Consider the following 26,619-nt stretch of genomic DNA (forward strand, 5'->3'; position numbering starts at 1 on the left):
TCAGGCCTTCGTCGCATGGGCTTCGGCCGCCGCCAGCCAGCCATGCAGGTGGGCAGCGATGCGCTCCGCGGCATGCCCATCCCAGAATTCAGGAATGCGCCCTGCCTTGCCGCCCGTACCCAGCACTTCACGTGCGGCAACGGTGATGGCTTCCGGGTCGATGCCGACAAGCGTATTCGTACCCTGCTCGACCGTGATCGGGCGTTCGGTATTCTCGCGGATCGTGACGCAGGGCACGCCGAGCGCGGTTGTCTCTTCCTGGATGCCGCCCGAATCGGTCAGCACCAGACGCGCGCCGGACATCAGGCCGAGCATTTCGAGATAACCCTGCGGCGGCAGGAGCAGGAAGTTGCCCTGCTCCACCCGGTCGAGCATGCCGAAACGTTCGAGGTTGTTGCGGGTGCGCGGATGCAGGGCGAAGACCAGCGGCAACGATGCGCTGACCTGTTTCAGCGCATCGATGATCGGGCCGAGGGTGTCGGCATCGTCCACATTGGACGGCCGATGCAAGGTGACCACGCCGTAGCCGCCAGCGATCCGGCCGGCATCGAGGCCCGCTGCGGCAAGCAGATCGGCCGCCGGCACCGCCTTGGGCAGGCTGGCGCGCAGGCTGTCGATCATGACGTTGCCGACGAAGACGACGCGTTCGGCCGCAATCCCTTCGCGAACGAGATTGTCGTGGGCGCTGCGTTCGGTGGTGTACAGAATGTCCGAGAGCTGGTCGGTCAGGATGCGGTTGATTTCCTCCGGCATACGGCGGTCGTTGCTGCGCAGGCCGGATTCGACATGAACCACCGGGATGTGGCGCTTGCTGGCCACCAGCGCGCAGGCAAGCGTCGAATTGACGTCGCCCACCACCAGCACTGCCCGGGCACCATGCTCATCGATGACGGGCTCGAAGCGCTTCATGACTTCGGCCGTCTGCACGGCGTGCGAGCCCGAGCCGACGGCCAGATTGACGTCCGGTTCGGGCAGATCGAGATCGGCGAAGAGGCGATCCTTCATCGCCGGATCGTAGTGCTGGCCGGTATGCACCAGCAGCGTCGGGATCGGCGGCTGATGGGCAGCGCAGGCACGAATGATCGGCGCCACCTTCATGTAGTTGGGGCGCGCGCCGACGACGCAGATGACGGGCGCGCTGGATGAAGCGGAAACGGTCATGAGGCCTTCTCTTCGGCAGGCGCATCGTTGCGCACCGCCTGCAATAACTGATTGAGTACGTTCAGAGTGGCGGACACCGAATGTTCCAGACTGGTCAGGCGCGCCTCGATGCGCTGGATATCGGTGTTGGCGGCCATCTCCGCGACCTGGTTCACGAGTTCGGGCGATACCTGCAGCCGCTCGAGCGCAAGCCGGTCGAGCGCAAGGCCCTGGGGCAGTTGCACAGGCGTTGCGGCATCCGACGGGCGCGAGGCGGCGAACTCCTCTTTCAGTTCATCGATGGTTTCGCGCACGTCGGCCTCGCTGACCGTATGGCGGTCCGCCAGATAGGCGCCGAGCAGCAGCCTGTCGCACAAGGTATTGATCTTGCGCGGAATGCCTCCCGTATAGCCGTAGATTGCGGTGTAGGCGCCGGACTCGAAGATGGGGTCGCCGCTCCAGCCGACATGGCGGAGGCGATGCTCGATATAGCCCGTGGTTTCCTGCGAATCGAGTGGCCCGAGGTGGTATGAGGCAATCACACGCTGGCGCAGTTGCTGCATCCGGCCGCTTTGCATGATTTCGCGGAACTCGGGCTGGCCGATCAGAAAACTCTGCAGCAGGGCGTGGTCTTCGAGCTGGAAGTTGGACAGCATGCGCAGCTCTTCCACCGCGGCCGGCGTCAGGTTCTGCGCTTCATCGACGATCAGCAGCGCACGCTTGCCGGCTGCAGCGACCGATACCAGAAAGGTCTCGAGCGCAAGCAGCAGCCCGGCCTTGTCCAGATTGCCGGCCGGCACGCCAAAAGCCGCTGCGACCATGCGCAGCATGTCGCTGGCATCGATCTGGGTGCTGACGAGGTTGGCCGCGACGACCTGCGCCGGGTCGAGCTGTTCGAGCAGGCTGCGCACGATGGTAGTCTTGCCCGCACCGATCTCGCCGGTGATGACGATGAAGCCTTCGCTCTGGTGCAGACCATATTCCAGGTAGGCCATCGCACGCTTGTGGCCGCGGCTGCCATAAAAGAAGGTCGGATCCGGGTTGAGCTGGAAAGGCTTGCCCTTGAGCTTGAAGAATGATTCGTACATCTGCGATCCGCTCAGAAACTCATTCCGAGAGTGGCTCTGATGGAGTTCTCGGTGTAGTCGTTCGTGCCTGTTGTCTTGCTGTGACGATAATTGAGGCCGGCCGTCGTATCCGGGCTGAGCTGGCGTGTGATGCCGATATTGAAGAGCAGGCGATCGACATCGCGATTGCTGCTCCCCTGGCCTTCGGTCTTGGAGCGGGTGATCGAGCCATTCAGGTTCGACGTGCCCGTCAAGCGGTGCAGCAACATGACCGACATCGAGCGCGTATCGGTGTAATCAAACTCGGCAAAATCGTCGGTAGCGAGGAAGCCTGCCAGAGTATTCAGGCGCTCGCGTTCGGCACGCCGAACAGAGAACGACAGGGTATTTCGCGCACCAGTGAAAGACACGCCGGCAGCGATCGCACGTTGCAGGAAGTAAGCATTGGTACGGATGCCGACACCGCCCGCACGCTCATAAGCGGTGCGAGCCAGCCGCATGCGCTCGGCTTCGGGCAGGCTCGGATCGGTGAGGAGATAGAAAAGCTGGAACACCGGATCCAGCACTTCTCCCCCCGCCAATTCGTCGAGAGTGGACGAGATGTCGCGACTAGCCGAGAAATTCCACGTGGACCGGGCCATGCGGTGCTGGAGTTGAACGTCGTAGCCAGTGCCGAAGATCCGATCCTCGGCAATGGCGGAAATGCTGGTGCGCTCGGTCGGATACCAGTCGAAACCCGCCCCCCAGATGGAGCCTTCTTCTCCCTCGACCAGATCATAGTCGTTGGACTCATAGCCACCGATCAGCCGCAGCCTGAATTGCGGATCGATATTGACGAACAAGGTGGCGCGGCCGATTTCCTGGGTGACGTCCCGGCCTGAACCTTGTTCGAAGGTCGTGTCGGTGCGCGCCAGATCGATACCCCAGCCAAAAAGGCGCAAGGCACTTGGATCGGATACCGCCAGTGTCCAGCGCTCCTGCCGAGTATCTGCCAGGGTCCCACTGCCGCCCCGCAGCCAGCGGGATTCATAGCCCAGACGGCCCATGCCCGCATCGCCGAACCTGAACTGGTAACGCGGCGCGATCGACCACATGCGCGTTTCGTCAGCCTTGTCCGCACTGAGCGAATCGCCGCCGCCACGGCGGCTGAATGCCGAAGTATCGGTACGGCTGATCGAGCCCGCCAGCGCGATGAACACCGCGTCCTCGATGGCCTCGAACTCGCCGTTGCCACGAAAGGCCAGATAGGTCTCGTTCTTGTCGGTTGCCTGAGCATGAACCAGGTTGCGCAGACTGGCATTCAGGTAGCCGCGAAAACGTCCGGACTCCCGCGACACTCCGATACCCGGCGATATTTCAGCGACCCAGTCCTTCCGGGGGTTGGCGTCCGAGGCATCAACGTTGTCCGTCCATGTCAGGCCGGTATCGAGCCTGGGCGTGATGCTCACCGTCTGCGCAGCCGCCGGCGCCGTCATGAACACGGCAAGCGCGAGCGTAGACAGCGCAGGCGTCATCCGTGTACGCATCTCAAGCCGCCTGCTCACGCAGTGCGTCGCCATACCCGTAACCATAGCCATAACCATAGATCGAATCAGCCCCTTGCCCCCGGGACTTGTTCAGCACCATCAGCTTGATGGGGCAGCTTTCGATGGTGGAGAGCGCCTGCTTGACCGTGGCATGCGTGGTGCGTTCGGCTTCCACCACCACGACGATCTGCCCCATGTGCGTCGCCAGCACGCGCGACTCGGTGGTCACCAGCAAAGGCGGCGAATCGAACACGATGATCCGGTCCGGATAACGGCTCGCCATCTGCTCGAGCAGGCGCGTCATGGCATCGGATGCAAGCAGCTCGGTCGCACGCTGATGCGGCATGCCCGCGGGCAGAATCGAGAGCTTCTCGATGTTGGTGCGCATCAGGACTTCGCTGAGGTCGGTGACGTCCCCGGCCAGCACGTCCATCAGGCCCTTCTCCGGCGGCAGCCCGAGCTGCCTGAGCACCGAAGGGCGCGACACGTCCGCATCGACGAGCAGGACCGTGTAATCGAGCTCCATCGCCATGCTGATGGCGAGGTTGACCGCATTGAAGGTCTTGCCTTCACCCGGCAAGGCGCTGGTCACCATGATCAGGTTGCCGTCGTCGATCTTGGCCGCACCGGTTGCCGTGGCATTGCGCAACAAGGGGCGCTTGATGACCCGATACTCTTCGGCGATGCTGCTGCGAGGATGATCGGGCGTCACCAGGCCGAGGGAATGCAAGCGCTGCAGGTCGATCTGCGCAACCCGCGACACAACGCGGCTGAATGCGTGGCCAGCAGCTGCCTTGGGCACTTCGGACGACCGGATGGCAGCCGTTTCGGCTTCGGGCTTGTCGACCGCAGAGGGCTGGGCCGGCAACTCGCTTGCGGACTCGCCCGAGGCCTGCTTCAACTGGTCAAGGCGTTGTGCCGCTTTTTCGATAAGACTCATCGTTTCGTTTCCATTCAGCCCTGGATCAGTTTGAGTACCGCAACAGCAATGGCAAAGCTCGCGGCATACGCAACGAGTCCGCTGCCGAACGCCGCCAACCCACGTTTCCGCTTGCTCCTGCGTTCCGCCGTCTGCAGCATGGATACCGCCCCCAGGACCGGAAGCCCGGTGATCTCGCGCAGGCTGCGTCCGTCGGCAAATGCGGGACGCAACTGGCTGACCAGGAAAGTCAGCGCAAACCCCGCAGCCAGGCCGGCCAGTGCCGCCAGCGGCAGCAGCAGGACGCGGTTCGGCGCCGATGGCTTGGTGGGCAGCGTGGGTGGATCGATCACGCGGAAATCGGCGACCCCGCCCTGGGCATCCATCTCGACCGACATCGTGGCCGACTCACGCCGTGCCACGAGACTGTCGTAATTGGTCTTATGCACGGCGTAGTCGCGGTTGAGCTGTGCCAGTTCGGCCTCGATCTCGGGCACGCGCTTGGCAAGCTCGCGCAACTGATCCAGGCGGGCCTGGTACTCCCCGACGCGCGCGCGCATCGAGGCGACGCGGGATTCGGATTCGGCCAGGGCCAGCTTCATCTGCTGGAAAACCGGATTGGAGTTCAGCGCCCCGAACTGGGAGCCGCCGCCAAGTGCGCGCATCTCCTCGATCTGCTTGCGCTTCTGCCCTTCGAGCTCTTCGATGACGCGGCGTGCTCCGATCACATCGGGATGCTGTTCGGTGTAGCGCTGCAGCAGATCATCGAGATTGCGCTGCAGCGCATCGATACGACCATCGATCTCCGGAATCGAGACTGCAGAGTTGGGCGGAGTCTGCGGCAGCAGGACGGGCTCCTCGCCCACCAATTGGCGCTGCATCGCATCACGTGCATTTTCCGCTTCGCGCAATTCGAGCTGAGCCTGCTGAAGCTGCCCAGTGATCATGGCGATTTGCGCGACGTAATCCCTGGCACCATCGCCGAGCAACGTCATGTTGCGCAGACGGAACTCCTTGACGCGATTTTCCGCCTCGACCAGTTTCTGCTCGTAGTTGCGAATCTGCTCTTCGATGAAGCGACGTGCGGCATCTGAATCCTGGCGCTTGCCACCCAGCCCTGATTCGACGAACAGTGAAACCAGGGACTGAACGACGCGCTGGGCACGGTCCGGCCGCGTATCCGAATAGGCGAGCATGAAGAGGTTGGTGCTGGCCGCCGAGCGAATCTGCAGATCCTTCATGAGCCTGCCGATCAGCGCCTCGCGCTGCTCGGGCGTACGCACGTCGAGATCCAGATCCGCCATCGTGATCAGCTTCTCGACGTTGGGCCGGCTGATCAATGTCCGGCTCAGCATGGCAATCTGCTGGTCGATGTTGGGCTGCACGGCAAGGCCGGACATCAGCGGCCGCAGCACCGACTGGGTATCGACGTGGATACGTGCCGTCGACTCGTACCGATCGGGCATGAGATAGATGAACACCCCGGCAGCAAGCCCGACAACCCATGCGAATGCCAGCCCCCACCAGCGAAAGCGCCACATGCCGCGCAGGTAACCGACGATTTGTGTTACGAGCTCTTCCATCAGATTTCTTCATCGACACGAAGTCCGCCACCGGGCGCAGGCGCGCCGAGCGGACTCCGGAGGTTGGCGGACTGGCGAATCAGAACCAGCTTTGCGGGATGATCAGGACGTCGCCCGGACGCATCTCGACGTTTGCCGAGACATCGCCGCGCTTGACCAGGTCACGGATGCGGACGCTGTACTGCTTGTTGCCCTCGGCGGTACGCAGGATGGTCGCGTTGTTGCCATCGGCGAACTCCGTCATGCCGCCGACGGCGATCATGACGTCGAGAAGCGTCATCTTCTGGTTGTAAGGCAAGATTTTGGGCTCGGCCGCTTCGCCGATCACCCGGATCTGCTCGCTGTAGGGGCCGACGAAACCGGTGACGATCACGGTCACCACCGGATCGCGAATGAACTTGGCGAGCTCCTGCTCGATGTCTCGTGCCAACGTGGAGGCATCCTTGCCCATTGCAGGCAGATCCTCGACCAGCGGCGTGGTGATCTTGCCATCAGGCCTCACAGGAACCGACATCGACAACTCGGGGTTGCGCCAGACAACGATGTTGACGTTGTCGCCCGGCCCGATCACGTAGTTGTACTCCGAGTCGGCAGCGGCAGCCGGCGCCGGCGGATACGAACTTGCGCAGGCGGAAAGCAGCGCCCCTGCAGCCAGCATGAACACAGCGCGCCACACCCAGGCGAGCACACTCGAAGACTTCCGGATCATGTTCTAGTTCCTCCCAGGATTCATAGCCCGCTATGATACGACGACAAGCCCCAGCAAAATGCTACAAAGCTGTGTAATATGTTCCGAGGAACAAATGCACACAATCCCTTACACTGCTGTGTGCGTCTGCTGGCTAGAGTGCCGGGGTTTTCGAAGAAGCAAGTCGACACCGAACATGCGCCAACCTAGGACAAGGGCGTAATCGAACGAACGAACGCGAAGGATCGCACTACCCATGGACGCTTCCTCTCAGCGCCGCGCCGTTGACCTGGCGACCCGCTCACATCATGCACTCGCCCTCTTTCCCGGCACCACCCTGAATCCGGCACCGGCCTGGAAATCACAGCACCCAGCAGACTCCTTTCGCCTGAACCCCGATTTCAGGCTGATCCGGGATGGCTACGAACTCCGCATCGCCAACGGCACGGAGGCACTCAAGCGCAACACGGCTCGGCTCATCGAGCGAATGTACTCCTCACGCGGCCTTTTCCCCTACGGCCAGGGTGAAAGCCTGGACGAGCGGGACATCACGGTCGCAGCCTGCAAGGGCGATCACGCCGTCGCCACTTTGACTTTATGCCTTGACGCAGGCAGAGGCCTCCTAGCAGACACACTTTATCGCGCCGAAATCGACGCGGCACGCGAAAACGGCGGCCAAGTGTGCGAAATCACACGCTTGGCGATGGATCCCGAGCACAGTTCGCATGAAGCCCTGGCAGGCATGATGCAGATCCTGTACATCATCGCCCGCTTGACCTACCGCGTCACCGACGTGTTCATCGAGGTCCATCCGCGCCATGCCGGCTTTTATCGGCGCCTGCTGGGTTATCAGATGGTCGGCCCGGAGAAGATCTGCCCGCGAGTCGGCGCCCCTGCAGTGCTGATGCATCTCTGCCAGCAACGGCTGGATCATCTGATCGACACGCATGCCGGCCGCTCCGATGACGATTCGCGCAGCTTCTACCGGATGTTCCAGAGGCGCGCCGAACTCGAAGCACTTCAGCGCGCGCTGGTGGCGTCCAGCCCGATTCAGAACCAGCGCCGGACTTCCATATAAACGCGGTCCCGCTCGTCGAAGCGGCCGAACATGCCCTGCTGGGGTCCATGGAAGATGTCCATGCCCGCAGTGGCGCGCCATTCAGGCGCGAATTTCCAGCTCAGCTTGGGACGCAGCATGTAATCGCTGCGATTGAGGCTGGCTGCGGCAAGAAGCTCGAGTTCGACGGTGCTGCCGATTTCGCGCACGACCTGGAAAGTCACGCCGCGCTCCTCGCGATCGAGTTCCATCCGCTCGTCGTGCCTGTCGAGCCAGCGGGCAAAGTATTGCAGGTTGAAGCGCCACACATCCCGGTACGGAACATCCACGCCGAAGGCGTAGTCGAGCATGTCGGTCTTCTCCAGACCGATCCTCCCATCCTCCAGGAAGGTGTTGAGGCTGCGGCCGCTGGTATGCACGGCTTCGCCCTTGAGGACGAAGCTGCCCATGTCCTTGCTGAACGTGCCGCCGATCTGGCGAATCCGCTCATGCGTCAGTTCGAGCCCCGTCGTGGCGGGGTTCAGGCCCAGCGTGGGCGTGATGTCGCTGCTGCGATAGTAGAACGCGCTCATGTCCCAGCCGCCGATCAGCCTTGAGATCCGCAGGCCCCAATTGCTGTTCGAAAGGCTGTCCGAGGGCTCCCGTTCCTTCACCCGGGTACCGGCAGGCAGACGTGGATACATGTAGAAATCCGAACCCGGCTTGCCGATGTCGTCGTAGCTCGGACTCGGAATCCAGATCATCTCGAAATGCGTCTCCCCGCCGAAGTACTCCGCCCTCGCAGCCCATTGGGCGATGCGCATGGCCTCGAGCTCGGGCAGCAGGAAATCACGCATGTCGCGGGCGGACACCACGTCGGCAAAGAAGAAGCCGACCATCTCACCCCAGATGATGTGCTGGCGGCCGAGCCGGAACTCCCAGTCGCCCGCGCCGAAATCGACCCAGGCTTCACGCAGGATGGCATCACGGCGCTGATCCCTGCGGACGGCGGACGGATAGTAGTCATCCTCGAGATCGAAAGCACCGTCGGCATCGGCCCGTGCGGACAGCTTCCAGCGCGCCCGCTCCCCCAGCCTGCCGCTGGCGGCCAGCTCGAGCCGGGCGCGCAGCCGCGACCAGCGCTCGTCGTCGGCATAGGTATAGGCAGCACCTAGTTCGCCGTAGCCCGATAAACGGATGCCGGAGCCGCTTTCGCTGGCGGCCCCGAGATCCAGCAAGGCATCGAGTTCGGCATCCTCCACCGCCTGCTCGGCGGCGAATCCGGACAGGGCGAAGGAGGCACAGGCGAGCGCCAGCGCGGCGCGTCGAATCACAGACATGAATACTCCTAGACTTCAGGCTCGACTTCGCCCTTGGGGCGCTGATCCTGGACGAACATCCACTGGTCGTCCGATCGCATGCCCAGCGCGGTGATTTCACCGTCCGCGATGCGCACCAGGCGGTCCGCCATGTTCATGACCTTTCGATCGTGGGTGGAAAAGACGAAGGTGGTGCCCGATTCGCGATTGATCCGCTGCATCAGCTTCAGGATGCTCGTCCCCGTCTTGCTGTCGAGGTTGGCGGTCGGCTCGTCGGCCAGCACGATCTTGGAATGCGTCGCCAGCGCGCGCGCGATCGCCACGCGCTGGCGCTGCCCGCCCGACAGCTGGTTGGGGCGGTGCGAGGCGTACTTGCTCAGGCCGACGACCTCGAGATAATGCTTCACCCGCTCCTGCCGCTCGGCCTTCGACAGCTCCTTGAGCTGCAGCAAGGGGTATTCGACGTTTTCCGCCGCCGACAGCACCGGCAGCAGATTGAAGGTCTGGAAGATGAAGCCGATGGTCCGCGCCCGCACGTCGGCAAGCTGGTCCGGCGTCCTTCCCGATACGTCGTGGCCGTCGATGATGACGCGCCCCGAAGTCGGCGTATCGATGCAACCGATGATGTTCAGCAGTGTAGACTTGCCGCTGCCGGACGGACCGGCGATGGCCAGAAAGACGCCGGGCTCGATCGCGAGCGACACATTGGTCAGCGCCTTCACGTCCTGATCACCCAGACGATAGTGTTTGCTGACGTTTTCGACCCGAACAATAGCCATCTGGATGGTGACGAATTGATGAAAACCGCCAAGAGGATAGCATCCATGAGCCAAGCGATGAATCATGAACGCCGACTGCGCCGCAGCATGCTCGGCCTGCTGGCCGGCGCCGTGCTGCTGCCTGCCTGGATGCAGGCGCATGCCCAGGATCCGGACGCACGATCGGCGGCGGCCCCCGCGGCGACGCCCGAAGCCATCGAAATGGTCAAGCATGCCGACGAAATCCGCTTCCCGCGCGAAAGCTTCCAGACCGAAATCACCATCCGCAACCTGAGCGACGGTCAGCAGACGGATCAGCGCAAGTTCCGCATCCTGTCGCGCGGCAACGAAAACACCATCGTGTTGACCACCGAGCCTGCCTCCGAGCGCGGCCAGGCGCTGCTGATGCGGGGCCGCGATCTGTGGATCTTCATGCCCAGCGTCTCCCAGCCCGTGCGCCTGTCGCTGGCTCAGCGCCTCACCGGCCAGGTGGCCAACGGCGACCTGGCCCGTGCCAACTTCGCCGGCGACTACACGCCCAGCATCATCGGCGAGGAAACGCTGGACGGGCAGCCGGCGATCGTGCTCGACCTCGTCGCGGTGGATCGCAGCGTCACCTATTCGAGGGTCAAATACTGGATCGCCGAGCAGGACAAGCGCCCGCTGAAGGCCGAGTTCTATGCGCTCTCCGGACGCCTGCTGAAGACTGCCCTCTACGAGGACTTCAAGGAGCTGGCCGGCCGCCTGCGCCCCACCCGCCTGGTGATGGAAGACGCCCTCAAGCGCGGTGAAGTCTCCATCCTCACCTACGAAACGATGAACGTCCGCGACCTGCCCGAGCGCATGTTCACACGCGAATACCTGCGCCGCCTCGAACAATGACGCCGGCGAGGCGCCGAGGGGGCCATCCCGGTAGCAAGCCGGGATTCATGACAGATGGAATCGCCGCATGAACCCCCGCATCCTCCATCACGGCGCACGGCACGGTGTCACCGGGTCCTGCCACCAGCTCTTCATCGACGGCGACCAGAGCGTCCTGATCGACTGCGGCCTCTTTCAGGGCGCGGAAACCTCTCCCGACGGCAGTGCCGGCGCAGACCGGCTCGACATTCCCTTTCCGGTGTCGAACATCGGCGCACTGGTCCTGACGCACGTCCATATCGACCACTGCGGCCGCCTGCCGTGGTTGCTGGCCGCCGGCTTCCGCGGACCGATCTTCTGCAGCGAACCCTCTGCGCGCCTGCTGCCGACCGTTCTTGCCGACGCCTTCCAGGTCGGCGTGACCCGCGACAGGGCACTGGTCGAGCGCTACCTGCAGATGGTCGAGGCGCGCATCCGCCCCCTGCCCTACCGCCAATGGCACACGCTCTACCGCGGTGCGGACACCACCTGCAGGGTCCGGCTGCAGCGTGCCGGCCACATCCTGGGTTCGGCCTACGTCGAATTCGACCTCTCCGGCAAAGCCTGGCCGCAACGGCGCCGGGTGCTGTTCTCGGGCGATCTCGGCGCGCCCCATGCGCCACTGCTGCCCGCGCCGCGCCCACCCTGGCAGGCGGATCTCGTCGTGCTCGAAAGCACGTACGGCGACCGCATCCACGAGGACAGGCGGCATCGCCGCGAACGCCTGTGCCGCGTGGTCGAACGCGCCCTGGAAGATGGCGGCACGGTGATCATCCCGGCCTTCAGCATCGGCCGCACCCAGGAACTGCTGTACGAGTTCGAGGACATCCTGCACCGCCAGCGCCGCAAGCCCGGGCGCCATGCCGCACGCTGGGAAGCGCTGAAGATCCATCTCGACTCGCCACTGGCCAGCCGTTTCACCCAGCTCTATCGCGAACTCCAGCCTTTCTGGGACGCCGAGGCGAAAGCGCGGCTACGCGCCGGGCGCCAGCCGCTGAGCTACGCACAGCTGGTGGCGATCGACGGCCACGACGCCCATCTCGCCAACGTCCAGCGCCTCGCCCGCAGCGGCGAACCTGCCGTTGTCATCGCCGCCAGCGGCATGTGCGCGGGCGGACGGGTGATGAACTACCTCAAGGCCATGCTCGGCGACGCCCGCCACAACGTCGTCTTCGTCGGCTACCAGGCGCGCGGCACGCCGGGCCACGCCATCCAGGCTTTCGGCCCGCGCGGCGGCTACGTCGATATCGACGGCCAGCGCATCGGCATCCGTGCCGGCATCGACACGCTGTCGGGCTACTCGGCGCATGCCGACCGGGACGATCTGACCCGCTTCATCACCCGCATGCGCCATCTCCCGGCCGAAGTGCGGCTGGTGCATGGCGAAGACGAAGTCCGCGCCGCCTTCGCCGCGCACCTCATCCACGCGACCGACGGCAAGGTCCGTGTACAGGCCTGAACATCACTCCATGCCCCACTTCTGCAGCCGGTAGCGCAACTGGCGCAGCGTCATGCCGAGCTTGCGCGCCGCCGCGCTGCGGTTCCAGCGTGTCTGCTCCAGCGCCTGCAGCACGCGCAGACGCTCGATCTCGCCATCAGCCTCGGGATCGTAGCCACCGACGTCAGCCATGCCCGGCTCCACTGCTGCACCGGGACCGGACATCGCTGCAGGTACGGCCGCCACCGGCGACGCAAACTCCACCGGCAACAGGTCGATGTCCTCGACACCGATCTCGTCCCCTTCGCACAAGGCGCAGGCGCGTTCGAGCAGGTTCTCCAGCTCGCGCACGTTGCCCGGGAAGGAATGGCGCTGCAGCGCCGCCTGCGCCGCGGGCGACAGGCGGCGCGGTGTCGTACCCTCGCGCTCGGCGACGCGGGCGAGGATGTGTTCGGCCAGCGCGGGAATGTCCTCGCTGCGCTCGCGCAGCGGCGGAACACGCAGCGTGATCACGTTGATGCGGAAGAACAGATCCTGGCGAAAGCGGCCTTCGGCCACCAGCCGCGCCAGATCCTGGTGGGAAGCAGACAGGATGCGCACATCCACCGCCTCCTCGGCATGCGCACCGACCGGGCGCACGGCCCGCTCCTGCAGCGCGCGCAACAGCTTGACCTGCATCGGCAGCGGCAGCTCGCCGATCTCGTCGAGAAACAGGGTGCCGCCGCGAGCGGCCTGGAACAGGCCTTCCTTGTCGCTGGCCGCGCCGGTGAAGCTGCCCTTGCGATGGCCGAAGAACTCGCTTTCCATCAACTCGGGCGAGATCGCACCACAATTGACCGGCACGAACGGCCCGTTGGCGCGCGCGCCGAGCGCGTGGATCAGGCGGGCGATGACTTCCTTGCCGGTACCCGACTCGCCGTGGATGAACACCGGCGCCTGGTTGCGCGCCAGCTTCTCGGCCTGGCTGCGCAGTTGCTGGAAAGCCGGCGAGGCGCCGATCAGCCTGCGTCCATCCGGCGCATCCGCCCCGGCGCCCGGTTCGAGCTTGAGCGCATGGCTGACGAGTTCGCGCAGCACCTTGAGCTCGATCGGCTTGGTGACGAAATCGAAGGCGCCGAGCTTGAGCGCGCGGATCGCGGTGTCGATGCTGCCGAAGGCCGTGATCACCGCCACCGGCAGGCCGGGCAGATGCTGCTGGATGTACTCGACCAGCTCGAAGCCTTCGCCATCGGGCAGGCGCATGTCGGTCAGGCACAGGCGGTAGCGCCGCTGCTCCAGGCAGGCACGCGCCTCGGCCACCGAACCGGCCGTGTCGCAGCCCAGCCCCATGCGCAGCAGCGACAGCTCCAGCAGTTCGCGGATGTCGTCCTCGTCATCGACGACGAGGACGTCGACGGATGCAGGACGGTGGCGGCGTTCGTGGATGCTCATGGTTTCTGGCGCCCTTCAAGGACGAAATCCGCACCCGGGCCGTTCGCCGCAAGTTCGAGGGTGGCGTCGTTGGCCTCGGCCAGCTCGCGTGCGATGTACAGCCCCAGGCCGGTGCCCTTGGCATGGGTCGTGAAGAAAGGTTCGAACAGATGCAGGCGCGTGGCCTCGTCGAGCCCGGGGCCATCGTCGCGCACATGCAGCGCAACGCGCTCGCCCGCCAAGGCCACCGCATGCAGGCGTACGGCCGCAGGCTTGCCCGAGCAGTAGCGCCGCGCATTCGCCAGCAGGTTGTCGAGGATCTGGTGCAGATGCGCCCGGTCGATGGCGAAACTGAGCGAGGGCTCGATCTCGATCGCATACAGATCGCGCTCGGCGGGATCGCTGAACGCCCGCGCCTCGATCACTTCGGCGGCGAACTGCGCCAGCGGCAGCGCTTCGGGCAGCGCCTGCTCGCGCCGGCCGAGCGCCAGCACGTCGCGGATCATGCGCTCGATGCGATGCGCGTTGTCGTTGATGATGCGCACCAGCCGCCCCTGCATCTCGCCGCGCTTCTCGTCGCGCAGCAACTCGGCCGCCTGGGTCACGGCCGACAGCGGGTTGCGGATCTCGTGCGCCATGCTGGCAGTCAGGCGCCCCAGCGCCGCCAGCTTGGTCTGCTGCAGCCCGCGCTGGATATCCTCGAAGTCGGTCAGGTAGATCAGGAAGCCGCCCCCCTCGGCACCCTGCTGCTCGCCATACACCACGCGGCAGCGCATCAGGCGTCCGCCCGGGCCGATGCGCAGCAGGCGGCCATCCGGATGGCGTCCGCACATCAGTTCGTCGAACACCGGATCGACGTCCAGCAGCTGCAGCCCTTCGAGCGAGCCCGCAGCGGACGCGGTCATGCCGAGCAGCACGGCCGCCTGCGGGTTCGACTGCAGCACGCGACCCTTTGCGTCGGCGACGATCACGCCATCCTGCATGTCGCGGATGATGCGTTCGTTGACCGCCTGCTGCTTGGCCAGCGCTTCGCCGCGTTCCGCCGCGAGCGAGGCATTGGCCTGCGCCCGCGAGGCAAGCAGACGGGCGATCAAGGCGATGCCGAAGAAACCTGTGCAGAAGATGCCGACCTTGAGGAAATCGACCGGCTGATCGCCGACCGCCAGGCGCCATGCGTTCTCGATCAGCACCGCGATGGTCGCCAGCGCGGCGAAGAACAGCACCATGCGCCCTTCCGCCACCAGGCCGACGCCGGCCAGCATCACCATCATCAGCACCGGCAGGCCGCTGCCGTAGCCGCCGCTCGCCCACATCATCAGCGACAGCGCCGCGACGTCGATCACGGCCTGCAGCGCGATCGCGCGCGATTCGCCCAGATAGCCGGCCACTTCGCGGAAACCGAGCACCAAGGCGCTCGCCACGTAACCGTACGCGACGACGCGAAACACCGCCGGCATCTCGCTTCCCAGCCCCAGCTCCTCGCCCGCGACGACGAACAGCCCCGCCAGCACCAGCCGGAACAGGTTGAGAAAATGCAGCGAGACGAGGCGCGAACGCTCGATGGCGATCGACGCAGCCGCGCTCATTTCACTCCCGCGGCCCGGCGAGCCGATGCGCATCGGAGCAGTAGAAGCGGCCGTGCTCGCGCACGCCTTCGGATTCGGGCACGTTGATGCCGCAATGCGCGCACTCCAGCACGCGCTCGGCCGCGGCATCCGCCTGGCCCCCCTTACCCCTGGGCGGCCTTTTCCCGATCCGCGCCATCGCCCGCCGGATCCACCAGATGCCGGCAATGACGAGAATGAGGATCAGCAGATTGCGCACGGTAGGCAAGGCGAAAAAGGCATCGCCGGACAGGATGAAGACGCGCCGGATTCTAGCACGCCGCCCCTTGCCGCCCTGCTGCGACGGCTCGCCTGCATGGCCTGCCGGCAAGGCTCGTCGCCATGGCCCGCCACTGCGCTCCGCCACTGCGGCTGCCATCTCCGCGCGCTCTTTGCGACAATGGCGGCTCCATCCGCTTTCCTGCCCGCCATGCCGCACTTTCCCGCTCCGCTCTGCTCGCGCCTGCCCACCGTCGGCACCACGATCTTCACCGTCATGTCGCGCCTGGCGCAGGAATGCGGGGCGATCAACCTGTCGCAGGGCTTCCCGGACTTCAACGCCGAAGACATCCTGTTCGAGCGCGTCGCGCACTGGATGCGTGCCGGCCACAACCAGTATCCGCCGATGGCCGGCTGCCTGCCGCTGCGCGAAGCCGTCGCAGCCAAGATCGGGACGCTGTACGGCACGCGCTACGACGTCGACACGGAGATCACCATCACCGCAGGCGCCACCCAGGCGCTGTTCACCGCAGTGGCGGCCTGCGTGCATCCCGGCGACGAAGTGATCGTGTTCGAGCCGGTCTATGACTCCTACGTACCGTCGATCGAGCTGGCCGGCGGCAAGGCCGTGCGGCTGCGGCTGGCGGCACCCGACTACCGCCCGGACTGGACGGCGGTGGCGGCGGCGATCACGCCGCGCACCCGCATGATCATGATCAACACGCCGCACAACCCGACCGCGACCGTCTGGCAGCGCACCGACCTCGACCGCCTTGCCGAGCTGGTTCGCGGCACCGGCATCATCATCGTCGCCGACGAAGTCTACGAACACATCGTTTTCGACGGCGTCGCCCACGCCAGCTGCGCCGCCCACGCCGAACTCGCCGAGCGCAGCTTCGTGGTCTCGAGCTTCGGCAAGACCTACCACATCACCGGCTGGAAAGTCGGCTACGTGGTCGCGCCGCGCGAACTGATGGCGGAATTCCGCAAGGTGCATCAGTTCAACGTCTTCACCGTGAATACGCCGGTGCAGCTCGCGCTCGCCGACTACATGGCCGACGCTTCGCGCCACGCCGGCCTGGCCGCCTTCTACCAGGCCAGGCGCGACTTCTTCCGCAGCGGGCTGGCCGGCTCGCGCTTCGAGCTGCTGCCCTCGCGCGGCACCTACTTCCAGCTCGCCCGCTACGACGCGGTCTCCGACCTGGGCGACACCGCCTTCTGCGAATACCTGACCCGCGAAGTCGGCGTCGCCGCCATCCCGGTGTCCGCCTTCTTCGCCGACGGCCACGACGACAAGGTGGTGCGCTTCTGCTTCGCCAAGAACGAAGCGACGCTGGCCACCGCCTGCGAAAAACTCGACGCCGCCTTCGGCACAGCCTGACTCCGGCGCAGACAGGATCCCTGAATGTTCGAACAACCCATCCCCACGCTGCGCCGCGACGGCGACGCGGTCCTCATCCTCGACCAGACGGCGCTGCCCTTCCGCAGCGAAACCCTGCGCCTCGCCACGCTGGCCGACGCCGCCCGCGCCATCCGCGACATGCAGGTGCGCGGCGCACCGCTGATCGGCGCCACCGCCGCCCATGGCGTCGCCCTCGCGCTGTTGCACGACAGCAGCGACGCGGCGCTCGAGCATGCCCTGCAGGCGCTGGCCGCCACCCGGCCGACTGCGGTCAACCTGCACTGGGCGCTGGCGCGCATGGCGACGCTGCTGCGGCCGCTGCCCGCCGCCGACCGCCTGGCCGCTGCCTGGGCCGAAGCCGAAGCGATCCGCGCCGACGACGCCGCGACCTGCGACGCCATCGGCCGCCACGGCCTGAAGCTCATCGAAACGATCGCCGCCCGCCGCCCCGGCCCGGTGCGGCTGATGACCCATTGCAACGCCGGCTGGCTCGCGACCTGCGGCGCCGGCACCGCGCTGGCGCCGGTCTATGCCGCGCAGGCCGCAGGCATTGCCGTGGAAGTCTTCGTCAGCGAAACCCGGCCGCGCAACCAGGGTCTGCTGACTGCCTGGGAACTGGCTGCCGCCGGCGTGCCGCACACGCTGATCGCCGACAACGCCGCCGGCCTGCTGCTGATGCGCGGCGAAATCGACCTGGTGATCACCGGCGCCGACCGCATCGCCGCCAATGGCGACACCGCCAACAAGGTCGGCACCTGGCTGAAGGCGCTCGCCGCACAGGCCAGCGGCGTGCCCTTCTACATCGCCGCGCCGCATTCGACGCTGGACTTCGGCTGCGCCGACGGGCCGTCCATTCCGATCGAAGACCGTGGAGCGGCAGAGCTCTGCATGCTGCGCGGCATCGACGCCAGCGGCGGCCTCGCCGCACTGCGCCAGGCTGCGCCCGGCACCCATGCTGCAAACCCCGCATTCGACATCACGCCGGCATCGCTGATCACTGCGATCATCACCGAGCGCGGCATCGCCGCCCCCGGTCAACTCGCCGGCCTCTACCCCGAGGCCGCACGATGAGTGCCGAAGCTGCCGCACAGCCGACCCCGCCGGACGCCGATGCCAGCCCGGAACTGCGCGCCGCCCTGCTCGACACCATGCGCGCGATGGGCGCCGCACACCTGAACGTCGGCACCGCGGGCAATGCCAGCGTGCGCCTGCCGTCGCCGGCCTGCATGCTGATCACGCCGAGCGGGCTGCCTGCCGAACGCAGCCGGCCGGAAGACATGGCCGTCGTCGGCACCGACGGCAACTGGCACGGCCTGTTCGCTCCTTCGTCCGAATGGCAGCTGCACCGCGACATCTACGCCGCCTTTCCCGATGCCGGCGCGATCCTGCACGCCCATGCGCCCTTTGCCACCGCGCTCGCCTGCCAGCGCATCGACATCCCGCCTTTCCACTACATGATCGCGCGCTTCGGCGGCAGCACCGTGCGCTGCGCGCGCTACGCCACCTTCGGCACCCAGGCGCTGTCGGATGCCGCCATCGCCGCCCTGCACGGGCGCAGCGCCTGCCTGCTGGCGAACCACGGCATGGTGGTGTTCGGCCGCGACCTGCAGCACGCGCTGGCACTGGCGATCGAGTTCGAAACCCTGTGCGAGCAGTACTGGCGCACGCTGCAGCTCGGCCCGCCGGTGCTGCTGTCCGCCGAGGAAATGGCGGAAATCATCGAGCGCTTCCGCTGGTACGGCAAGCCGCGCGGCTGAGCCTACCGTCCCCGGAGCGGCTTCTGCGCGAAGCTGGCCTAGCGATCCGAGCTTTCCAGCAGCCGCAACAGGCTGGCGGTGTCGTCCCTCCCCCAGCCCGCCCGCATCAGTGCATTGAGCTGCTGCCAGACCTGAGCGGCGACCGGCAGCGGCGCACCGAGCCGGGCCGCCTCGTCCATCAGCAGCGCGAAGTCCTTGTGGTGCAGCCGTGCCTCGACGCCCGCGGCGAAGTCGCGCTCGACCATCTTCGCCCCCATCACCTCCAGCACGCGCGATGCCGCCGACCCGCCCATCAGCGCGCTGCGCACCGCCGCCGCGTCCACGCCGTGCGCATTGGCCAGGCTGACGGCCTCGGCGCAGGCCTGGATGGCGGAGACCATGATCATCTGGTTGCAGGCCTTGGCCACCTGGCCGGCTCCCGGCGGGCCGATGTGCACGATGCGCTTGCCCACCACCTCGAGCAGCGGCCGCACGCGCGCCAGCACGGCCTCGTCGGCGCCGGCCATGATCGCCAGCGTCGCCTCGCGCGCGCCCTGGCCGCCGCCGGACACCGGTGCATCGACGAAGCCGATGCCACGCGCGGCGTAGCGCTCGGCCAGCGAACGCGCCATCGCCGGCGCGATCGTGCTCATGTCGACGTGGACGGCGCCGGGCGCGAAGCCGGCGGCAAGGCCCTGCTCGCCGAAAGCCAGCGCATCCACGTCCGCGCTGGCGGTAACGATGGTGATCACCGCTTCGCTGCGCGCCGCCAGCTCGGCAGGCGTGGCGCACACCGGCACGCCTTCGGCTGCCAGTGCTGCCGCCGACTCCGGCCGGCGCGCCCACACCGCCAGATCATGCCCCGCCGTACGCAGATGGCGCGCCATCGGCTCGCCCATCACCCCCAGTCCGACGAAACCGACTTTCATGTCCGCCCCCTCACTTGCCGCTGCCGCCGCTCATGCCTTCGAGCAGCTTCAGCATCGCCACCGAGTCGTCTTCGCCCAGGCCGCTGCCGACCATCGCATTGAACATCTGCGCCGTCGCCGCCGACGACGGCAGCGCCAGGCCGAGGCGGTGTGCCTCTTCCATGACGATGCGCATGTCCTTCTGGTGCATCCAGGCCTTGAAGCCCGGCTTGAAGTTGCGCTCGAGCATGCGCTGGCCGTGATTCTCGAGCACCCGCGAATAGGCGAAACCGCCGAGCAGCGCCTCGCGCACCCTGGCGGCGTCGACGCCGCTCTTGCTGGCGAAGTTCAGCGCCTCGGCCACCGCCGCCACGCCGACGCCGGTCAGGATCTGGTTGCAGGCCTTGGCGACCTGGCCCGCCCCGCTGTCACCGATGCGGGTGACGGACTTGCCCATGGCCAGGAACAGCGGCAGCGCGCGTTCGAACGCCGCCGCGTCGCCGCCGGCCATGATCGTCAGCGTGGCGGCGATGGCGCCGACTTCGCCGCCGGACACCGGCGCGTCGATCATGCTCACGCCGCGCTCGGCCAGGCGGGCCGCGATCGACTGCGCCGCCGCCGGCGCGATCGTGCTCATGTCGATGTGGATGTGGCCGGCAGAAGCGCCGTCGGCCACGCCATCGGTGCCGAGCGTGACCTGCTCGACATCGGGAGCATCGGCGACGATGCTGATCGTGATCGCCGCACTGCGGGCGACTTCGGCCGCACTGGCGGCGTCATTCGCGCCAGCGTCGAGCAGCGGCTGCATCGATTCGCGCCTTCTGCTCCAGACATGCACCGTGTGGCCGGCCTTGATCAGGTTCAATGCCATGGGCCGGCCCATGAGGCCGAGTCCGATGAATCCGACTTCCATTCCGTATTCGCTCCGTATTCGGGGTTGGGGCACAGGGCGGGCTGGTGAGCGGTTGCAAACATGCCCATAATCGCCGCCATGAACTACGGCCCAATCATCAAGGAAATCGGACGAGGCGCCAAGGGCGCGCGTTCACTCGACACTGCCACGGCGGCAAGCCTGTTCGGCGACATCCTCGACGGCAAGGTAGCGGACATCGAGCTCGGCGCCATCCTGATCGCCTTCCGCATCAAGAGCGAATCGCTCGAGGAACTGATCGGCTTCAAGCAGGCGATGGATGCGCGGACGGTGCAGCTGACGGTACCCGACGGCCCGCGCTGCGTGGTGCTGCCCACCTACAACGGCGCCCGCCGCCAGTCCAATCTGATGCCGCTGGTGGCGATGCTGCTGGCGCGCGAAGGCGTGCCGGTGCTGATCCAGGGCCGGCACGATTTCGACACCCGGGTGAGTCCTTTCGAGCTGCTCGCTGCCCTCGGCCTGCAGCCCGCCGCCGATGCCGAAGATGCATCGCGGCAATTGGCGGCCGATCGCCTGGCCTGTATCGGCGCCGACAGGCTGCTGCCCGGCCTCGACCCGCTGCTGGCGCTGCGCACGCGCATGGGCGTGCGTGCCAGCGGCCACATCGTCGCCAAGCTGCTCGACCCCTGCCGAGGCCGCAGCGTGCGGGTGGTCGCCGTCACCCACCCCGAATATCTCGAGCGCATGGACGCTTTCCTCCGCGCCGATACCAGCCCGAGCGGCCGCGCCATGCTGCTGCGCGGCACCGAAGGCGAAATCCACGCCAACCCGCGGCGCTGCCCGGAAATGAAGGTCTACCGGGACGGCATCGCGTCGATCGGCGTGGCGGGCGAGGAAGGCGGTGCGCCGCCGCTCGGCACTCTGCCGGATGCGCCGTCGGTGGCGGACAACGCTGCGCAGATCCGCGCCATGCTGGCCGGCGAGATGCCGATTCCCGCGCCGATCAGCGCCCAGGTGGCGGCGCTGAAGGCGCTCGCCGGCTGAAGCCGGCCCTCCTCCCCTCCCTCGGCGGGAAAGCGCATTGCCGGCCCGGACACAGCCGGCTTCAGGCGCCGGCCAGCGTGCCGGCACGGTAGTCGGCCAGCGCCTGGTAGATCTCCTGCTCGCTGTTCATGACGAACGGCCCGTACTGCGCGATCGGTTCGCCCAACGGACGGCCGGCAATCAGTAGCACACGCGTTCCCAGGCCGGCCGCCTCGATGACGACACCGTCGCTGCCCGCGTCATTGGTCAGGATGGCCATGCGCCCGGCGGGCACCGACGTGCCGGCGACTGCCAGCTCCCCGCGATAGACATGCAGGAAAGCGTTGTGCCCTTCGGGCAGTGCCTGGCTGAAGGGCGCACCGGCCGGCAGTTGCAGGTCGAGATACAACGGCGCAGTCGCCTCGCGCGTCACCGCGCCAGCCACACCATGGCTTTCGCCCGCGATCACCGTCACCTGCACACCGGCATCGGTGTTGAAGCGCGGCAGTTCGCCGCCGGTGAAATCGCGATACCAGGGCGTGCACAGCTTGTCTCGCGCCGGCAGGTTCAGCCACAGCTGAAAGCCTTCCATCCGGCCTTCCTGCTGCTGCGGAATCTCGGAATGGATCACGCCGCGGCCTGCCGTCATCCATTGCACGCCGCCGTTTTCCAGCAGACCCTCATGGCCGGCGCTGTCGCGATGCCGCATGCGGCCGGCGATCATGTAGGTGATGGTCTCGAAGCCGCGGTGCGGATGGTCGGGAAAACCGGCGATGTAGTCGTCGGCCTCGTCGCTGCCGAAGGCATCCAGCATCAGGAAGGGGTCGAGCCGGCGCTGCAGCGGCTGGGTCAGCACGCGGGTGAGCTTGACGCCGGCACCGTCGGATGTGGCCTGGCCGGCGACCAGGCGCTCGACGCTGCGCGGACGGAGAACGGTTTCGGCGGCACGGACGGTCATGGCGGTACTCCTGCAGAAAGGCACGAGGAACGTGGGGCGGATGAAGACAGGGCGAAACGGAACGAAATGGCACGAAACGAGGCGAAGCTGACCGGCGGGCATGCCCGCCGGTCAGCAGGCGCTCAGCCCAGCACGGCATCCATGTCGGCTTCGGCCTGGGCAAAACCCTGCTGCGCGGCTTCTTCGCCCATGTTCAGGCCTTCGGCATAGACGAAGCGGACATCGGTGAGGCCGACGAAACCGAGCACGGTCTGCAGGTACGGCGTCTGCGTGTCGGCCGGCGTACCGCGGTAGCGGCCGCCGCGGGCGAAGGCGACGAACACCTTCTTGCCCTTCAGCAGCCCTTCGGGGCCGTTCTCGGTGTAGCGGAAGGTCACGCCGGCGCGGGCAATGGCGTCGATCCAGTTCTTGAGCTGGGACGGAATGCCGAAGTTGTACATCGGCACGCCAAGCACGATGACGTCGGCGGCCTGCACTTCGGCGATCAGCGCATCGCTTGCGGCGACGCGGGCAGCCTGCTCCGGCGTGCGCTGCTCGAGCGGGGAAAACAGCGCGCCGAGCGCAGCTTCGTCGATGATCGGCGCGGGATCGCGCGCCAGGTCGCGCAACACGACACGGGCCTGGGGGTCGGCCGCCAGCAGGCGGGCAACGATGCCGTTGGCGACGCGGGTGGAGTTCGCGCCTTCGCTGCGGGCGCTGCCGTTGATCTGCAGAATGTTCATAGTATGTTCTCCGTGGGGTCGGGATGCGGCTGGCTTCTGTCCGGAATCCGTCCAAGGCGATGCCGGGACCATGGTGTTCGAGGTCGCAGCCTTGTTCGAAGACGACGATCGGAGTTTAATCATGTCTCCGATCTTCATTAATCCCTGGAAACGAACAACATTGTCCTTTTCATGGAACAGTACAACCCCAACGATCTGCTGATCTTTGCCCGCGTGGCCGAAAGCGGCAGCTTCACCGCCGCAGCCGACCGGCTCGGCCTGCCCAAGTCCACGGTTTCGCGCCGCATCTCGCAACTGGAAGAGCAGTTGGGCGAGCGGCTGATGCTGCGCACTACGCGGCGGCTGACGCTGACCGAGTTCGGCACGGCGCTGCTGGAGCATGCGCGGCAGATGGTCGACGAGATCGAGGCGGTGAAGGCATTGGCCGAAAGCCGCCGGGCCAGGCCCAGCGGCCGCCTGCGGGTGTCGATGCCGAGCGATTTCGCCAACCTGCTGCTGGTCGACATGCTGTCGGCCTTCACCGCGATGCATCCGGCGGTGTCGCTGGAGCTGGATCTGTCGCCGCGCCGGGTGGACCTGCTGGGCGAGAGCTTCGACGTCGCCATCCGCATGGGCGAACTGCCCGACGATGCCCTCCTCGCCGCACGCCGCCTGGCGGTCTTTCCCAGCGGGCTGTATGCCTCGCCCGGCTATCTCGCCGAGCACGGCGAACCCGGGCATCCCGAGGCGCTGAACACGCACCGCGCGCTGCGTCTGCTGACGCGCAGCGGCGAAGCACTCGGCTGGACACTGATGCGGGACGATGCCCGCTGGCAGGGCACGCCGCCCGGCAGCATCACGGCCAATTCACCCGAGTTGCTGATCCGCTTTGCCCGCGCCGGCGCCGGCATCGCCGCAGTACCCGATTATTTCGCTGCACCCTATGTGCGCCAGGGTGAGCTCCGCCGCGTGATGGCGGACTGGTGCCTGCCTGCCAACACCGCCTGGGCGGTGTTTCCCGGCCGCCGGCTGATGCCGGCCAAGACGCGGGCCTTCCTCGACATGCTGCAGGCGGCGCTGGGAACCTGAAGCCGTCCGCCGCACTCCGAGGGAACATCCCCTATACAATGGGCGCCCGCCCAGCAACACCAGATCGAGATGTCCCTGTTCCAGATCCTGCTGCGCCTGCCGGCGCGCACGCTTTACCTCGCCCTGTTCGCCACCGCCATCGGCCTGCTCGGCTTCGGCCTCTACCTGCAGCATGTGAAAGGCCTCGAACCCTGCCCGATGTGCGTGATGCAGCGCTACGTCTTCCTCGCCGTGGCCTTGATCGCCCTGGTCGGCGGCCTCCATGGGCCAGCCCGCACGGGTAGCCGGATCTATGCCGCGCTGATCGGCCTGGGGGCACTGGTCGGCGGCGGCATCGCCGCACGCCAGACCTGGATGCAGCTCAATCCCCCCGCGATTCCCGAATGCGGCCCGGGGCTGGAGTTCATGCTGGAGAGCTTCCCGCTCGGCGAAGCGTTGCCGATGATCTTCCGCGGTGCGGGCGACTGCGCAGCGGTGGATTGGACTTTCCTCGGCCTGTCGATCGCCAACTGGTCGCTGCTGAGCTTTGCGGCGACGGCGGTGTTCGCGCTGTGGATGCTGCTGCGCCGGGAAGGCCCGCGCTGAGCCAGGCCCGCCGGGCAGCCCGGCGGCCATTGCGCGTCAGTCGACCACGCGCATCATGCGGCCGCCGATCTCGTAGCGGCCGTCACCCAGCGCATTGCAGCGCGTGACTTCGAGCTTGCCGACCAGCGGCGGGCGACCGGATACGGGCGAACCCTGAGGCCCGAGCACCGCGACGTCGAGGACTTCGTTCTGCTCCGGCACGTAGGCAGCATGCAGGGTCATGCCGCCGACGCCGATCTCGATGCACACCGCCTCGATACGCTGACCGCTGCGCAGGGCGATGAAAGCCGGGCAGCCGAGCGGCAGGCGCCGGTCGAGGCGCCGGTTCTGATGGGGCGGAATGTCCTTCATGTCGATAGATGTCCAAGGCTGACGGTGCGGATCGCCCGATTCTAGCCCTGCGGCTGCGCCAGGCAGCGCCGGCACCCATGCCGGACGTGTATCAGGTCACACTCCGGTGACGGTCCCGACCCGCGCCGGCACGCCTTCAGGCCGCGCAGCTGCGGGCGTATTCGGCCATCGCCGCGATCACGCCTTCGGCTTCGCCCGCAGCGACGGCGAGCGTGATCTCGCACTCCGGGTGTGCGGCGCGTGCCGCATCGAGCAGCACGGGAAGGTCGCGCTTCAGATGCCCGTTCTGGGCCAGGAAGACCGGCACGATGGCAATGCGCCGCATCCCGGCTCCGGCCAGCGCAGCGATGGCGTCGGCCAGGGTCGGCTGCATGAACTCGAGAAAGGCCAGCTCCACGCGCGGCGCGCCGGGCTGGGCCAGCATGTGCTCGCGGATCCGCTTCATCGGCCCGGCCCATCCGGGATCGCGCGCGCCGTGGCCGAACAGGATCACCGCCACGTCGCTCATGCCCCTGCTCCGATCATGGCTTCGGCCCGTTCCGCTGCACCCGCCGCACGTGTCCGGCCGGCGCTCAGCAGGTGAAGCAGCGCACGCGAAGCACAGAACAGTCCGACGCTGGCGGTCATCGCCATGCTCGAACCGTAGCCGGCGCAGGCCAGGCCCTGCGGCCCGCGGCTCTGCCCCCCCTCTGCCTCGCAGGCCGGCGCGGGCGGATGGCGCAGTGCTTCGGTGGAAAACACCGCCTCGATGCCGAACTTCTTTTTCGGGTCGCGCGGAAAGCCGTGCTCCTTGCGCAGGCGGGCACGCACCTTGGACAGCAGCGGATCCTGCAGCGTACGGGCCAGATCGTCGATGCCGATCTGCGCCGGATCGAGCTTGCCGCCCGCGCCACCCGCCATCACCAGCGGCATCTGCCGCGTCCGGCAGAGCGCGGCGATCGCCACCTTGGCCCGCACGTTGTCGATGGCGTCGATGACGACGTCGAAACCCTGCAGCAGGCTTGCGGCATTTTCCGGCGTGAGGAAATCCTCGACCGTGTCGACCCGGCATTGCGGACTGAAGGCGGCGATGCGATCCGCCATCGCCTGCACTTTCGCCTGCCCGAGCGTGGCATCGAGCGCATGGGCCTGGCGGTTGATGTTGGACTCGGCGACGTGGTCGAGGTCGATCAGCGTCAACCTGCCCACGCCGCTGCGCGCCAGCGCCTCGACGGCCCAAGAGCCGACACCGCCGATGCCGATCACGCAGGCATGGGCGGCCGCCAGCGCATCCGCGGCCCCCCTGCCGTAAAGGCGGTCGATGCCGCCGAAGCGGCGGGCGCGGTCCACGTCCTCCACCCCCTCGTCGGCCCCGCCGCCATCCACCCGGCTCGCGTCCATCGTCCTTC

27 protein-coding genes are annotated in these 26,619 nt (G+C 66.8%); 9 read left to right on the forward strand and 18 right to left on the reverse strand.

The genetic code is table 11. From position 1 onward, the window contains the following. The 6 genes from wecB to ACNQFN_RS18245 form a co-directional block, all read right to left on the reverse strand. Positions 1-1,161: a non-hydrolyzing UDP-N-acetylglucosamine 2-epimerase gene (gene wecB, locus ACNQFN_RS18220; protein WP_068636910.1), complete on the reverse strand. Its 1,161-nt coding sequence runs from the start codon at positions 1,159-1,161 to the stop codon at positions 1-3. Then, complete coding sequence (locus tag ACNQFN_RS18225) at positions 1,158-2,228, reverse strand: XrtA/PEP-CTERM system-associated ATPase (protein WP_418647194.1); 1,071 nt, start codon at positions 2,226-2,228, stop codon at positions 1,158-1,160. Before ACNQFN_RS18225 ends, wecB begins: the two co-directional genes overlap by 4 nt. A gap of 11 nt (positions 2,229-2,239) precedes the next feature. Further along, positions 2,240-3,721, reverse strand: a complete 1,482-nt coding sequence (locus ACNQFN_RS18230) for a TIGR03016 family PEP-CTERM system-associated outer membrane protein (protein ID WP_418647195.1) — start codon at positions 3,719-3,721, stop codon at positions 2,240-2,242. Between the two features lie 13 nt (positions 3,722-3,734). Then, the gene (locus ACNQFN_RS18235) at positions 3,735-4,673 is read right to left on the reverse strand and encodes an XrtA-associated tyrosine autokinase (protein WP_418647196.1); all 939 of its coding nucleotides are present in this window, start codon (positions 4,671-4,673) and stop codon (positions 3,735-3,737) included. A gap of 14 nt (positions 4,674-4,687) precedes the next feature. Further along, positions 4,688-6,235, reverse strand: coding sequence for an XrtA system polysaccharide chain length determinant (locus ACNQFN_RS18240; protein ID WP_418647197.1), 1,548 nt, complete (start codon positions 6,233-6,235; stop codon positions 4,688-4,690). A gap of 79 nt (positions 6,236-6,314) precedes the next feature. Next, positions 6,315-6,893 carry an XrtA/PEP-CTERM system exopolysaccharide export protein gene (locus ACNQFN_RS18245; protein ID WP_245650966.1) on the reverse strand — a complete coding sequence of 193 codons (579 nt, stop codon included), beginning with the start codon at positions 6,891-6,893 and terminating at the stop codon, positions 6,315-6,317. Positions 6,894-7,179: 286 nt separating this feature from the next. Between ACNQFN_RS18245 and ACNQFN_RS18250 the strand changes: the two genes are divergently transcribed. Continuing rightward, a complete protein-coding gene (locus tag ACNQFN_RS18250) occupies positions 7,180-8,001 on the forward strand; it encodes an N-acyl amino acid synthase FeeM domain-containing protein (protein ID WP_418647198.1) in 822 nt (273 codons plus the stop codon). On the opposite strand, the gene ACNQFN_RS18255 is transcribed toward ACNQFN_RS18250, so the two are convergent. Both ACNQFN_RS18255 and ACNQFN_RS18260 read right to left on the reverse strand, forming a co-directional pair. Further along, complete coding sequence (locus ACNQFN_RS18255) at positions 7,974-9,299, reverse strand: DUF1302 family protein (protein ID WP_068638452.1); 1,326 nt, start codon at positions 9,297-9,299, stop codon at positions 7,974-7,976. The two genes, ACNQFN_RS18250 and ACNQFN_RS18255, sit on opposite strands and share 28 nt — an antisense overlap. Before the next feature lie 8 nt (positions 9,300-9,307). After that, positions 9,308-10,057, reverse strand: a complete 750-nt coding sequence (locus ACNQFN_RS18260) for an ABC transporter ATP-binding protein (protein ID WP_068638450.1) — start codon at positions 10,055-10,057, stop codon at positions 9,308-9,310. A 45-nt stretch (positions 10,058-10,102) separates the two neighbouring features. Here ACNQFN_RS18260 and ACNQFN_RS18265 point away from each other — a divergent pair, with 45 nt between their 5' ends. Together ACNQFN_RS18265 and ACNQFN_RS18270 are read left to right on the forward strand one after the other, a co-directional pair. Further along, positions 10,103-10,918: an outer membrane lipoprotein-sorting protein gene (locus tag ACNQFN_RS18265; protein WP_245650964.1), complete on the forward strand. Its 816-nt coding sequence runs from the start codon at positions 10,103-10,105 to the stop codon at positions 10,916-10,918. Positions 10,919-10,985: 67 nt separating this feature from the next. Then, on the forward strand, positions 10,986-12,395 hold the full coding sequence (locus tag ACNQFN_RS18270; protein WP_418647199.1) for an MBL fold metallo-hydrolase RNA specificity domain-containing protein: 1,410 nt from the start codon (positions 10,986-10,988) through the stop codon (positions 12,393-12,395). A gap of 3 nt (positions 12,396-12,398) precedes the next feature. On the opposite strand, the gene ACNQFN_RS18275 is transcribed toward ACNQFN_RS18270, so the two are convergent. The 3 genes from ACNQFN_RS18275 to ACNQFN_RS18285 are packed head-to-tail and all read right to left on the reverse strand — an operon-like array spanning position 12,399 to position 15,827. Further along, a complete protein-coding gene (locus ACNQFN_RS18275; RefSeq protein WP_418647200.1) occupies positions 12,399-13,805 on the reverse strand; it encodes a sigma-54-dependent transcriptional regulator in 1,407 nt (468 codons plus the stop codon). Next, positions 13,802-15,370, reverse strand: a complete 1,569-nt coding sequence (locus tag ACNQFN_RS18280) for a sensor histidine kinase (RefSeq protein ID WP_418647201.1) — start codon at positions 15,368-15,370, stop codon at positions 13,802-13,804. Before ACNQFN_RS18280 ends, ACNQFN_RS18275 begins: the two co-directional genes overlap by 4 nt. 1 nt (position 15,371) lies before the next feature. Further along, positions 15,372-15,827 (reverse strand): PP0621 family protein, encoded by a 456-nt coding sequence (locus ACNQFN_RS18285; RefSeq protein ID WP_418647202.1) that lies wholly within the window; start codon positions 15,825-15,827, stop codon positions 15,372-15,374. Here ACNQFN_RS18285 and ACNQFN_RS18290 point away from each other — a divergent pair. The 3 genes from ACNQFN_RS18290 to ACNQFN_RS18300 are packed head-to-tail and all read left to right on the forward strand — an operon-like array spanning position 15,819 to position 18,766. Beyond that, the gene (locus tag ACNQFN_RS18290) at positions 15,819-16,988 is read left to right on the forward strand and encodes a pyridoxal phosphate-dependent aminotransferase (RefSeq protein ID WP_418647203.1); all 1,170 of its coding nucleotides are present in this window, start codon (positions 15,819-15,821) and stop codon (positions 16,986-16,988) included. The genes ACNQFN_RS18285 and ACNQFN_RS18290 overlap by 9 nt on opposite strands. A 24-nt stretch (positions 16,989-17,012) precedes the next feature. Continuing rightward, positions 17,013-18,080 carry an S-methyl-5-thioribose-1-phosphate isomerase gene (gene mtnA, locus ACNQFN_RS18295; protein ID WP_418647204.1) on the forward strand — a complete coding sequence of 356 codons (1,068 nt, stop codon included), beginning with the start codon at positions 17,013-17,015 and terminating at the stop codon, positions 18,078-18,080. Next, a complete protein-coding gene (locus ACNQFN_RS18300) occupies positions 18,077-18,766 on the forward strand; it encodes a class II aldolase/adducin family protein (protein WP_418647205.1) in 690 nt (229 codons plus the stop codon). The genes mtnA and ACNQFN_RS18300 overlap by 4 nt, the downstream gene beginning before the upstream one ends. Positions 18,767-18,804: 38 nt before the next feature. Here ACNQFN_RS18300 and ACNQFN_RS18305 read toward each other — a convergent pair whose 3' ends face one another. Together ACNQFN_RS18305 and ACNQFN_RS18310 are read right to left on the reverse strand one after the other, a co-directional pair. Then, on the reverse strand, positions 18,805-19,674 hold the full coding sequence (locus ACNQFN_RS18305) for an NAD(P)-dependent oxidoreductase (RefSeq protein ID WP_418647206.1): 870 nt from the start codon (positions 19,672-19,674) through the stop codon (positions 18,805-18,807). A gap of 10 nt (positions 19,675-19,684) precedes the next feature. Continuing rightward, complete coding sequence (locus tag ACNQFN_RS18310) at positions 19,685-20,566, reverse strand: NAD(P)-dependent oxidoreductase (protein ID WP_418647207.1); 882 nt, start codon at positions 20,564-20,566, stop codon at positions 19,685-19,687. A 78-nt stretch (positions 20,567-20,644) separates the two neighbouring features. Here ACNQFN_RS18310 and ybiB point away from each other — a divergent pair, with 78 nt between their 5' ends. Then, positions 20,645-21,568 (forward strand): DNA-binding protein YbiB, encoded by a 924-nt coding sequence (gene ybiB, locus ACNQFN_RS18315; RefSeq protein WP_418647208.1) that lies wholly within the window; start codon positions 20,645-20,647, stop codon positions 21,566-21,568. A gap of 61 nt (positions 21,569-21,629) precedes the next feature. Here the strand turns inward: ybiB and ACNQFN_RS18320 are convergent, their stop codons facing one another. Both ACNQFN_RS18320 and ACNQFN_RS18325 read right to left on the reverse strand, forming a co-directional pair. After that, positions 21,630-22,505 carry a pirin family protein gene (locus tag ACNQFN_RS18320; protein WP_418647209.1) on the reverse strand — a complete coding sequence of 292 codons (876 nt, stop codon included), beginning with the start codon at positions 22,503-22,505 and terminating at the stop codon, positions 21,630-21,632. A gap of 122 nt (positions 22,506-22,627) precedes the next feature. Then, on the reverse strand, positions 22,628-23,227 hold the full coding sequence (locus tag ACNQFN_RS18325; protein ID WP_418647210.1) for an FMN-dependent NADH-azoreductase: 600 nt from the start codon (positions 23,225-23,227) through the stop codon (positions 22,628-22,630). 171 nt (positions 23,228-23,398) lie between these two features. On the opposite strand from ACNQFN_RS18325, the gene ACNQFN_RS18330 reads away from it, so the two are divergent. Together ACNQFN_RS18330 and ACNQFN_RS18335 are read left to right on the forward strand one after the other, a co-directional pair. After that, positions 23,399-24,295, forward strand: coding sequence for a LysR family transcriptional regulator (locus ACNQFN_RS18330; RefSeq protein ID WP_068638427.1), 897 nt, complete (start codon positions 23,399-23,401; stop codon positions 24,293-24,295). A 69-nt stretch (positions 24,296-24,364) separates the two neighbouring features. Further along, the gene (locus ACNQFN_RS18335) at positions 24,365-24,880 is read left to right on the forward strand and encodes a disulfide bond formation protein B (RefSeq protein WP_068638425.1); all 516 of its coding nucleotides are present in this window, start codon (positions 24,365-24,367) and stop codon (positions 24,878-24,880) included. A gap of 36 nt (positions 24,881-24,916) precedes the next feature. Here ACNQFN_RS18335 and ACNQFN_RS18340 read toward each other — a convergent pair whose 3' ends face one another. From ACNQFN_RS18340 to ACNQFN_RS18350, 3 genes are all read right to left on the reverse strand, one after another. After that, positions 24,917-25,231, reverse strand: a complete 315-nt coding sequence (locus ACNQFN_RS18340; protein ID WP_418647211.1) for a PilZ domain-containing protein — start codon at positions 25,229-25,231, stop codon at positions 24,917-24,919. 136 nt (positions 25,232-25,367) lie between these two features. Continuing rightward, positions 25,368-25,739: a sirohydrochlorin chelatase gene (locus tag ACNQFN_RS18345; protein WP_068638422.1), complete on the reverse strand. Its 372-nt coding sequence runs from the start codon at positions 25,737-25,739 to the stop codon at positions 25,368-25,370. Beyond that, the gene (locus tag ACNQFN_RS18350) at positions 25,736-26,611 is read right to left on the reverse strand and encodes a tRNA threonylcarbamoyladenosine dehydratase (protein WP_068638420.1); all 876 of its coding nucleotides are present in this window, start codon (positions 26,609-26,611) and stop codon (positions 25,736-25,738) included. Before ACNQFN_RS18350 ends, ACNQFN_RS18345 begins: the two co-directional genes overlap by 4 nt. Between the last annotated feature and the right edge of the window lie 8 nt (positions 26,612-26,619).

Source organism: Thauera butanivorans (assembly GCF_048398245.1).
GTDB classification, from domain to species: domain Bacteria; phylum Pseudomonadota; class Gammaproteobacteria; order Burkholderiales; family Rhodocyclaceae; genus Thauera; species Thauera butanivorans.

Bases quoted from the DNA above. Each gene is read 5' to 3' on its own strand.
- ACNQFN_RS18290 (WP_418647203.1), top strand. From the start codon at position 15,819: ATGCCGCACTTTCCCGCTCCGCTCTGCTCGCGCCTGCCCACCGTCGGC.
- ACNQFN_RS18270 (WP_418647199.1), top strand. From the start codon at position 10,986: ATGAACCCCCGCATCCTCCATCACGGCGCACGGCACGGTGTCACCGGG.
- ACNQFN_RS18340 (WP_418647211.1), bottom strand. From the start codon at position 25,231: ATGAAGGACATTCCGCCCCATCAGAACCGGCGCCTCGACCGGCGCCTG.
- ACNQFN_RS18335 (WP_068638425.1), top strand. From the start codon at position 24,365: ATGTCCCTGTTCCAGATCCTGCTGCGCCTGCCGGCGCGCACGCTTTAC.
- ACNQFN_RS18320 (WP_418647209.1), bottom strand. From the start codon at position 22,505: ATGACCGTCCGTGCCGCCGAAACCGTTCTCCGTCCGCGCAGCGTCGAG.
- ACNQFN_RS18275 (WP_418647200.1), bottom strand. From the start codon at position 13,805: ATGAGCATCCACGAACGCCGCCACCGTCCTGCATCCGTCGACGTCCTC.
- ACNQFN_RS18265 (WP_245650964.1), top strand. From the start codon at position 10,103: ATGAGCCAAGCGATGAATCATGAACGCCGACTGCGCCGCAGCATGCTC.
- ACNQFN_RS18225 (WP_418647194.1), bottom strand. From the start codon at position 2,228: ATGTACGAATCATTCTTCAAGCTCAAGGGCAAGCCTTTCCAGCTCAAC.
- mtnA (WP_418647204.1), top strand. From the start codon at position 17,013: ATGTTCGAACAACCCATCCCCACGCTGCGCCGCGACGGCGACGCGGTC.
- ACNQFN_RS18260 (WP_068638450.1), bottom strand. From the start codon at position 10,057: ATGGCTATTGTTCGGGTCGAAAACGTCAGCAAACACTATCGTCTGGGT.
- ACNQFN_RS18255 (WP_068638452.1), bottom strand. From the start codon at position 9,299: ATGTCTGTGATTCGACGCGCCGCGCTGGCGCTCGCCTGTGCCTCCTTC.
- wecB (WP_068636910.1), bottom strand. From the start codon at position 1,161: ATGACCGTTTCCGCTTCATCCAGCGCGCCCGTCATCTGCGTCGTCGGC.
- ACNQFN_RS18240 (WP_418647197.1), bottom strand. From the start codon at position 6,235: ATGGAAGAGCTCGTAACACAAATCGTCGGTTACCTGCGCGGCATGTGG.
- ACNQFN_RS18230 (WP_418647195.1), bottom strand. From the start codon at position 3,721: ATGACGCCTGCGCTGTCTACGCTCGCGCTTGCCGTGTTCATGACGGCG.
- ACNQFN_RS18305 (WP_418647206.1), bottom strand. From the start codon at position 19,674: ATGAAAGTCGGTTTCGTCGGACTGGGGGTGATGGGCGAGCCGATGGCG.
- ACNQFN_RS18350 (WP_068638420.1), bottom strand. From the start codon at position 26,611: ATGGACGCGAGCCGGGTGGATGGCGGCGGGGCCGACGAGGGGGTGGAG.
- ACNQFN_RS18330 (WP_068638427.1), top strand. From the start codon at position 23,399: ATGGAACAGTACAACCCCAACGATCTGCTGATCTTTGCCCGCGTGGCC.
- ybiB (WP_418647208.1), top strand. From the start codon at position 20,645: ATGAACTACGGCCCAATCATCAAGGAAATCGGACGAGGCGCCAAGGGC.
- ACNQFN_RS18325 (WP_418647210.1), bottom strand. From the start codon at position 23,227: ATGAACATTCTGCAGATCAACGGCAGCGCCCGCAGCGAAGGCGCGAAC.
- ACNQFN_RS18250 (WP_418647198.1), top strand. From the start codon at position 7,180: ATGGACGCTTCCTCTCAGCGCCGCGCCGTTGACCTGGCGACCCGCTCA.
- ACNQFN_RS18235 (WP_418647196.1), bottom strand. From the start codon at position 4,673: ATGAGTCTTATCGAAAAAGCGGCACAACGCCTTGACCAGTTGAAGCAG.
- ACNQFN_RS18345 (WP_068638422.1), bottom strand. From the start codon at position 25,739: ATGAGCGACGTGGCGGTGATCCTGTTCGGCCACGGCGCGCGCGATCCC.
- ACNQFN_RS18280 (WP_418647201.1), bottom strand. From the start codon at position 15,370: ATGAGCGCGGCTGCGTCGATCGCCATCGAGCGTTCGCGCCTCGTCTCG.
- ACNQFN_RS18245 (WP_245650966.1), bottom strand. From the start codon at position 6,893: ATGCTGGCTGCAGGGGCGCTGCTTTCCGCCTGCGCAAGTTCGTATCCG.
- ACNQFN_RS18300 (WP_418647205.1), top strand. From the start codon at position 18,077: ATGAGTGCCGAAGCTGCCGCACAGCCGACCCCGCCGGACGCCGATGCC.
- ACNQFN_RS18310 (WP_418647207.1), bottom strand. From the start codon at position 20,566: ATGGAAGTCGGATTCATCGGACTCGGCCTCATGGGCCGGCCCATGGCA.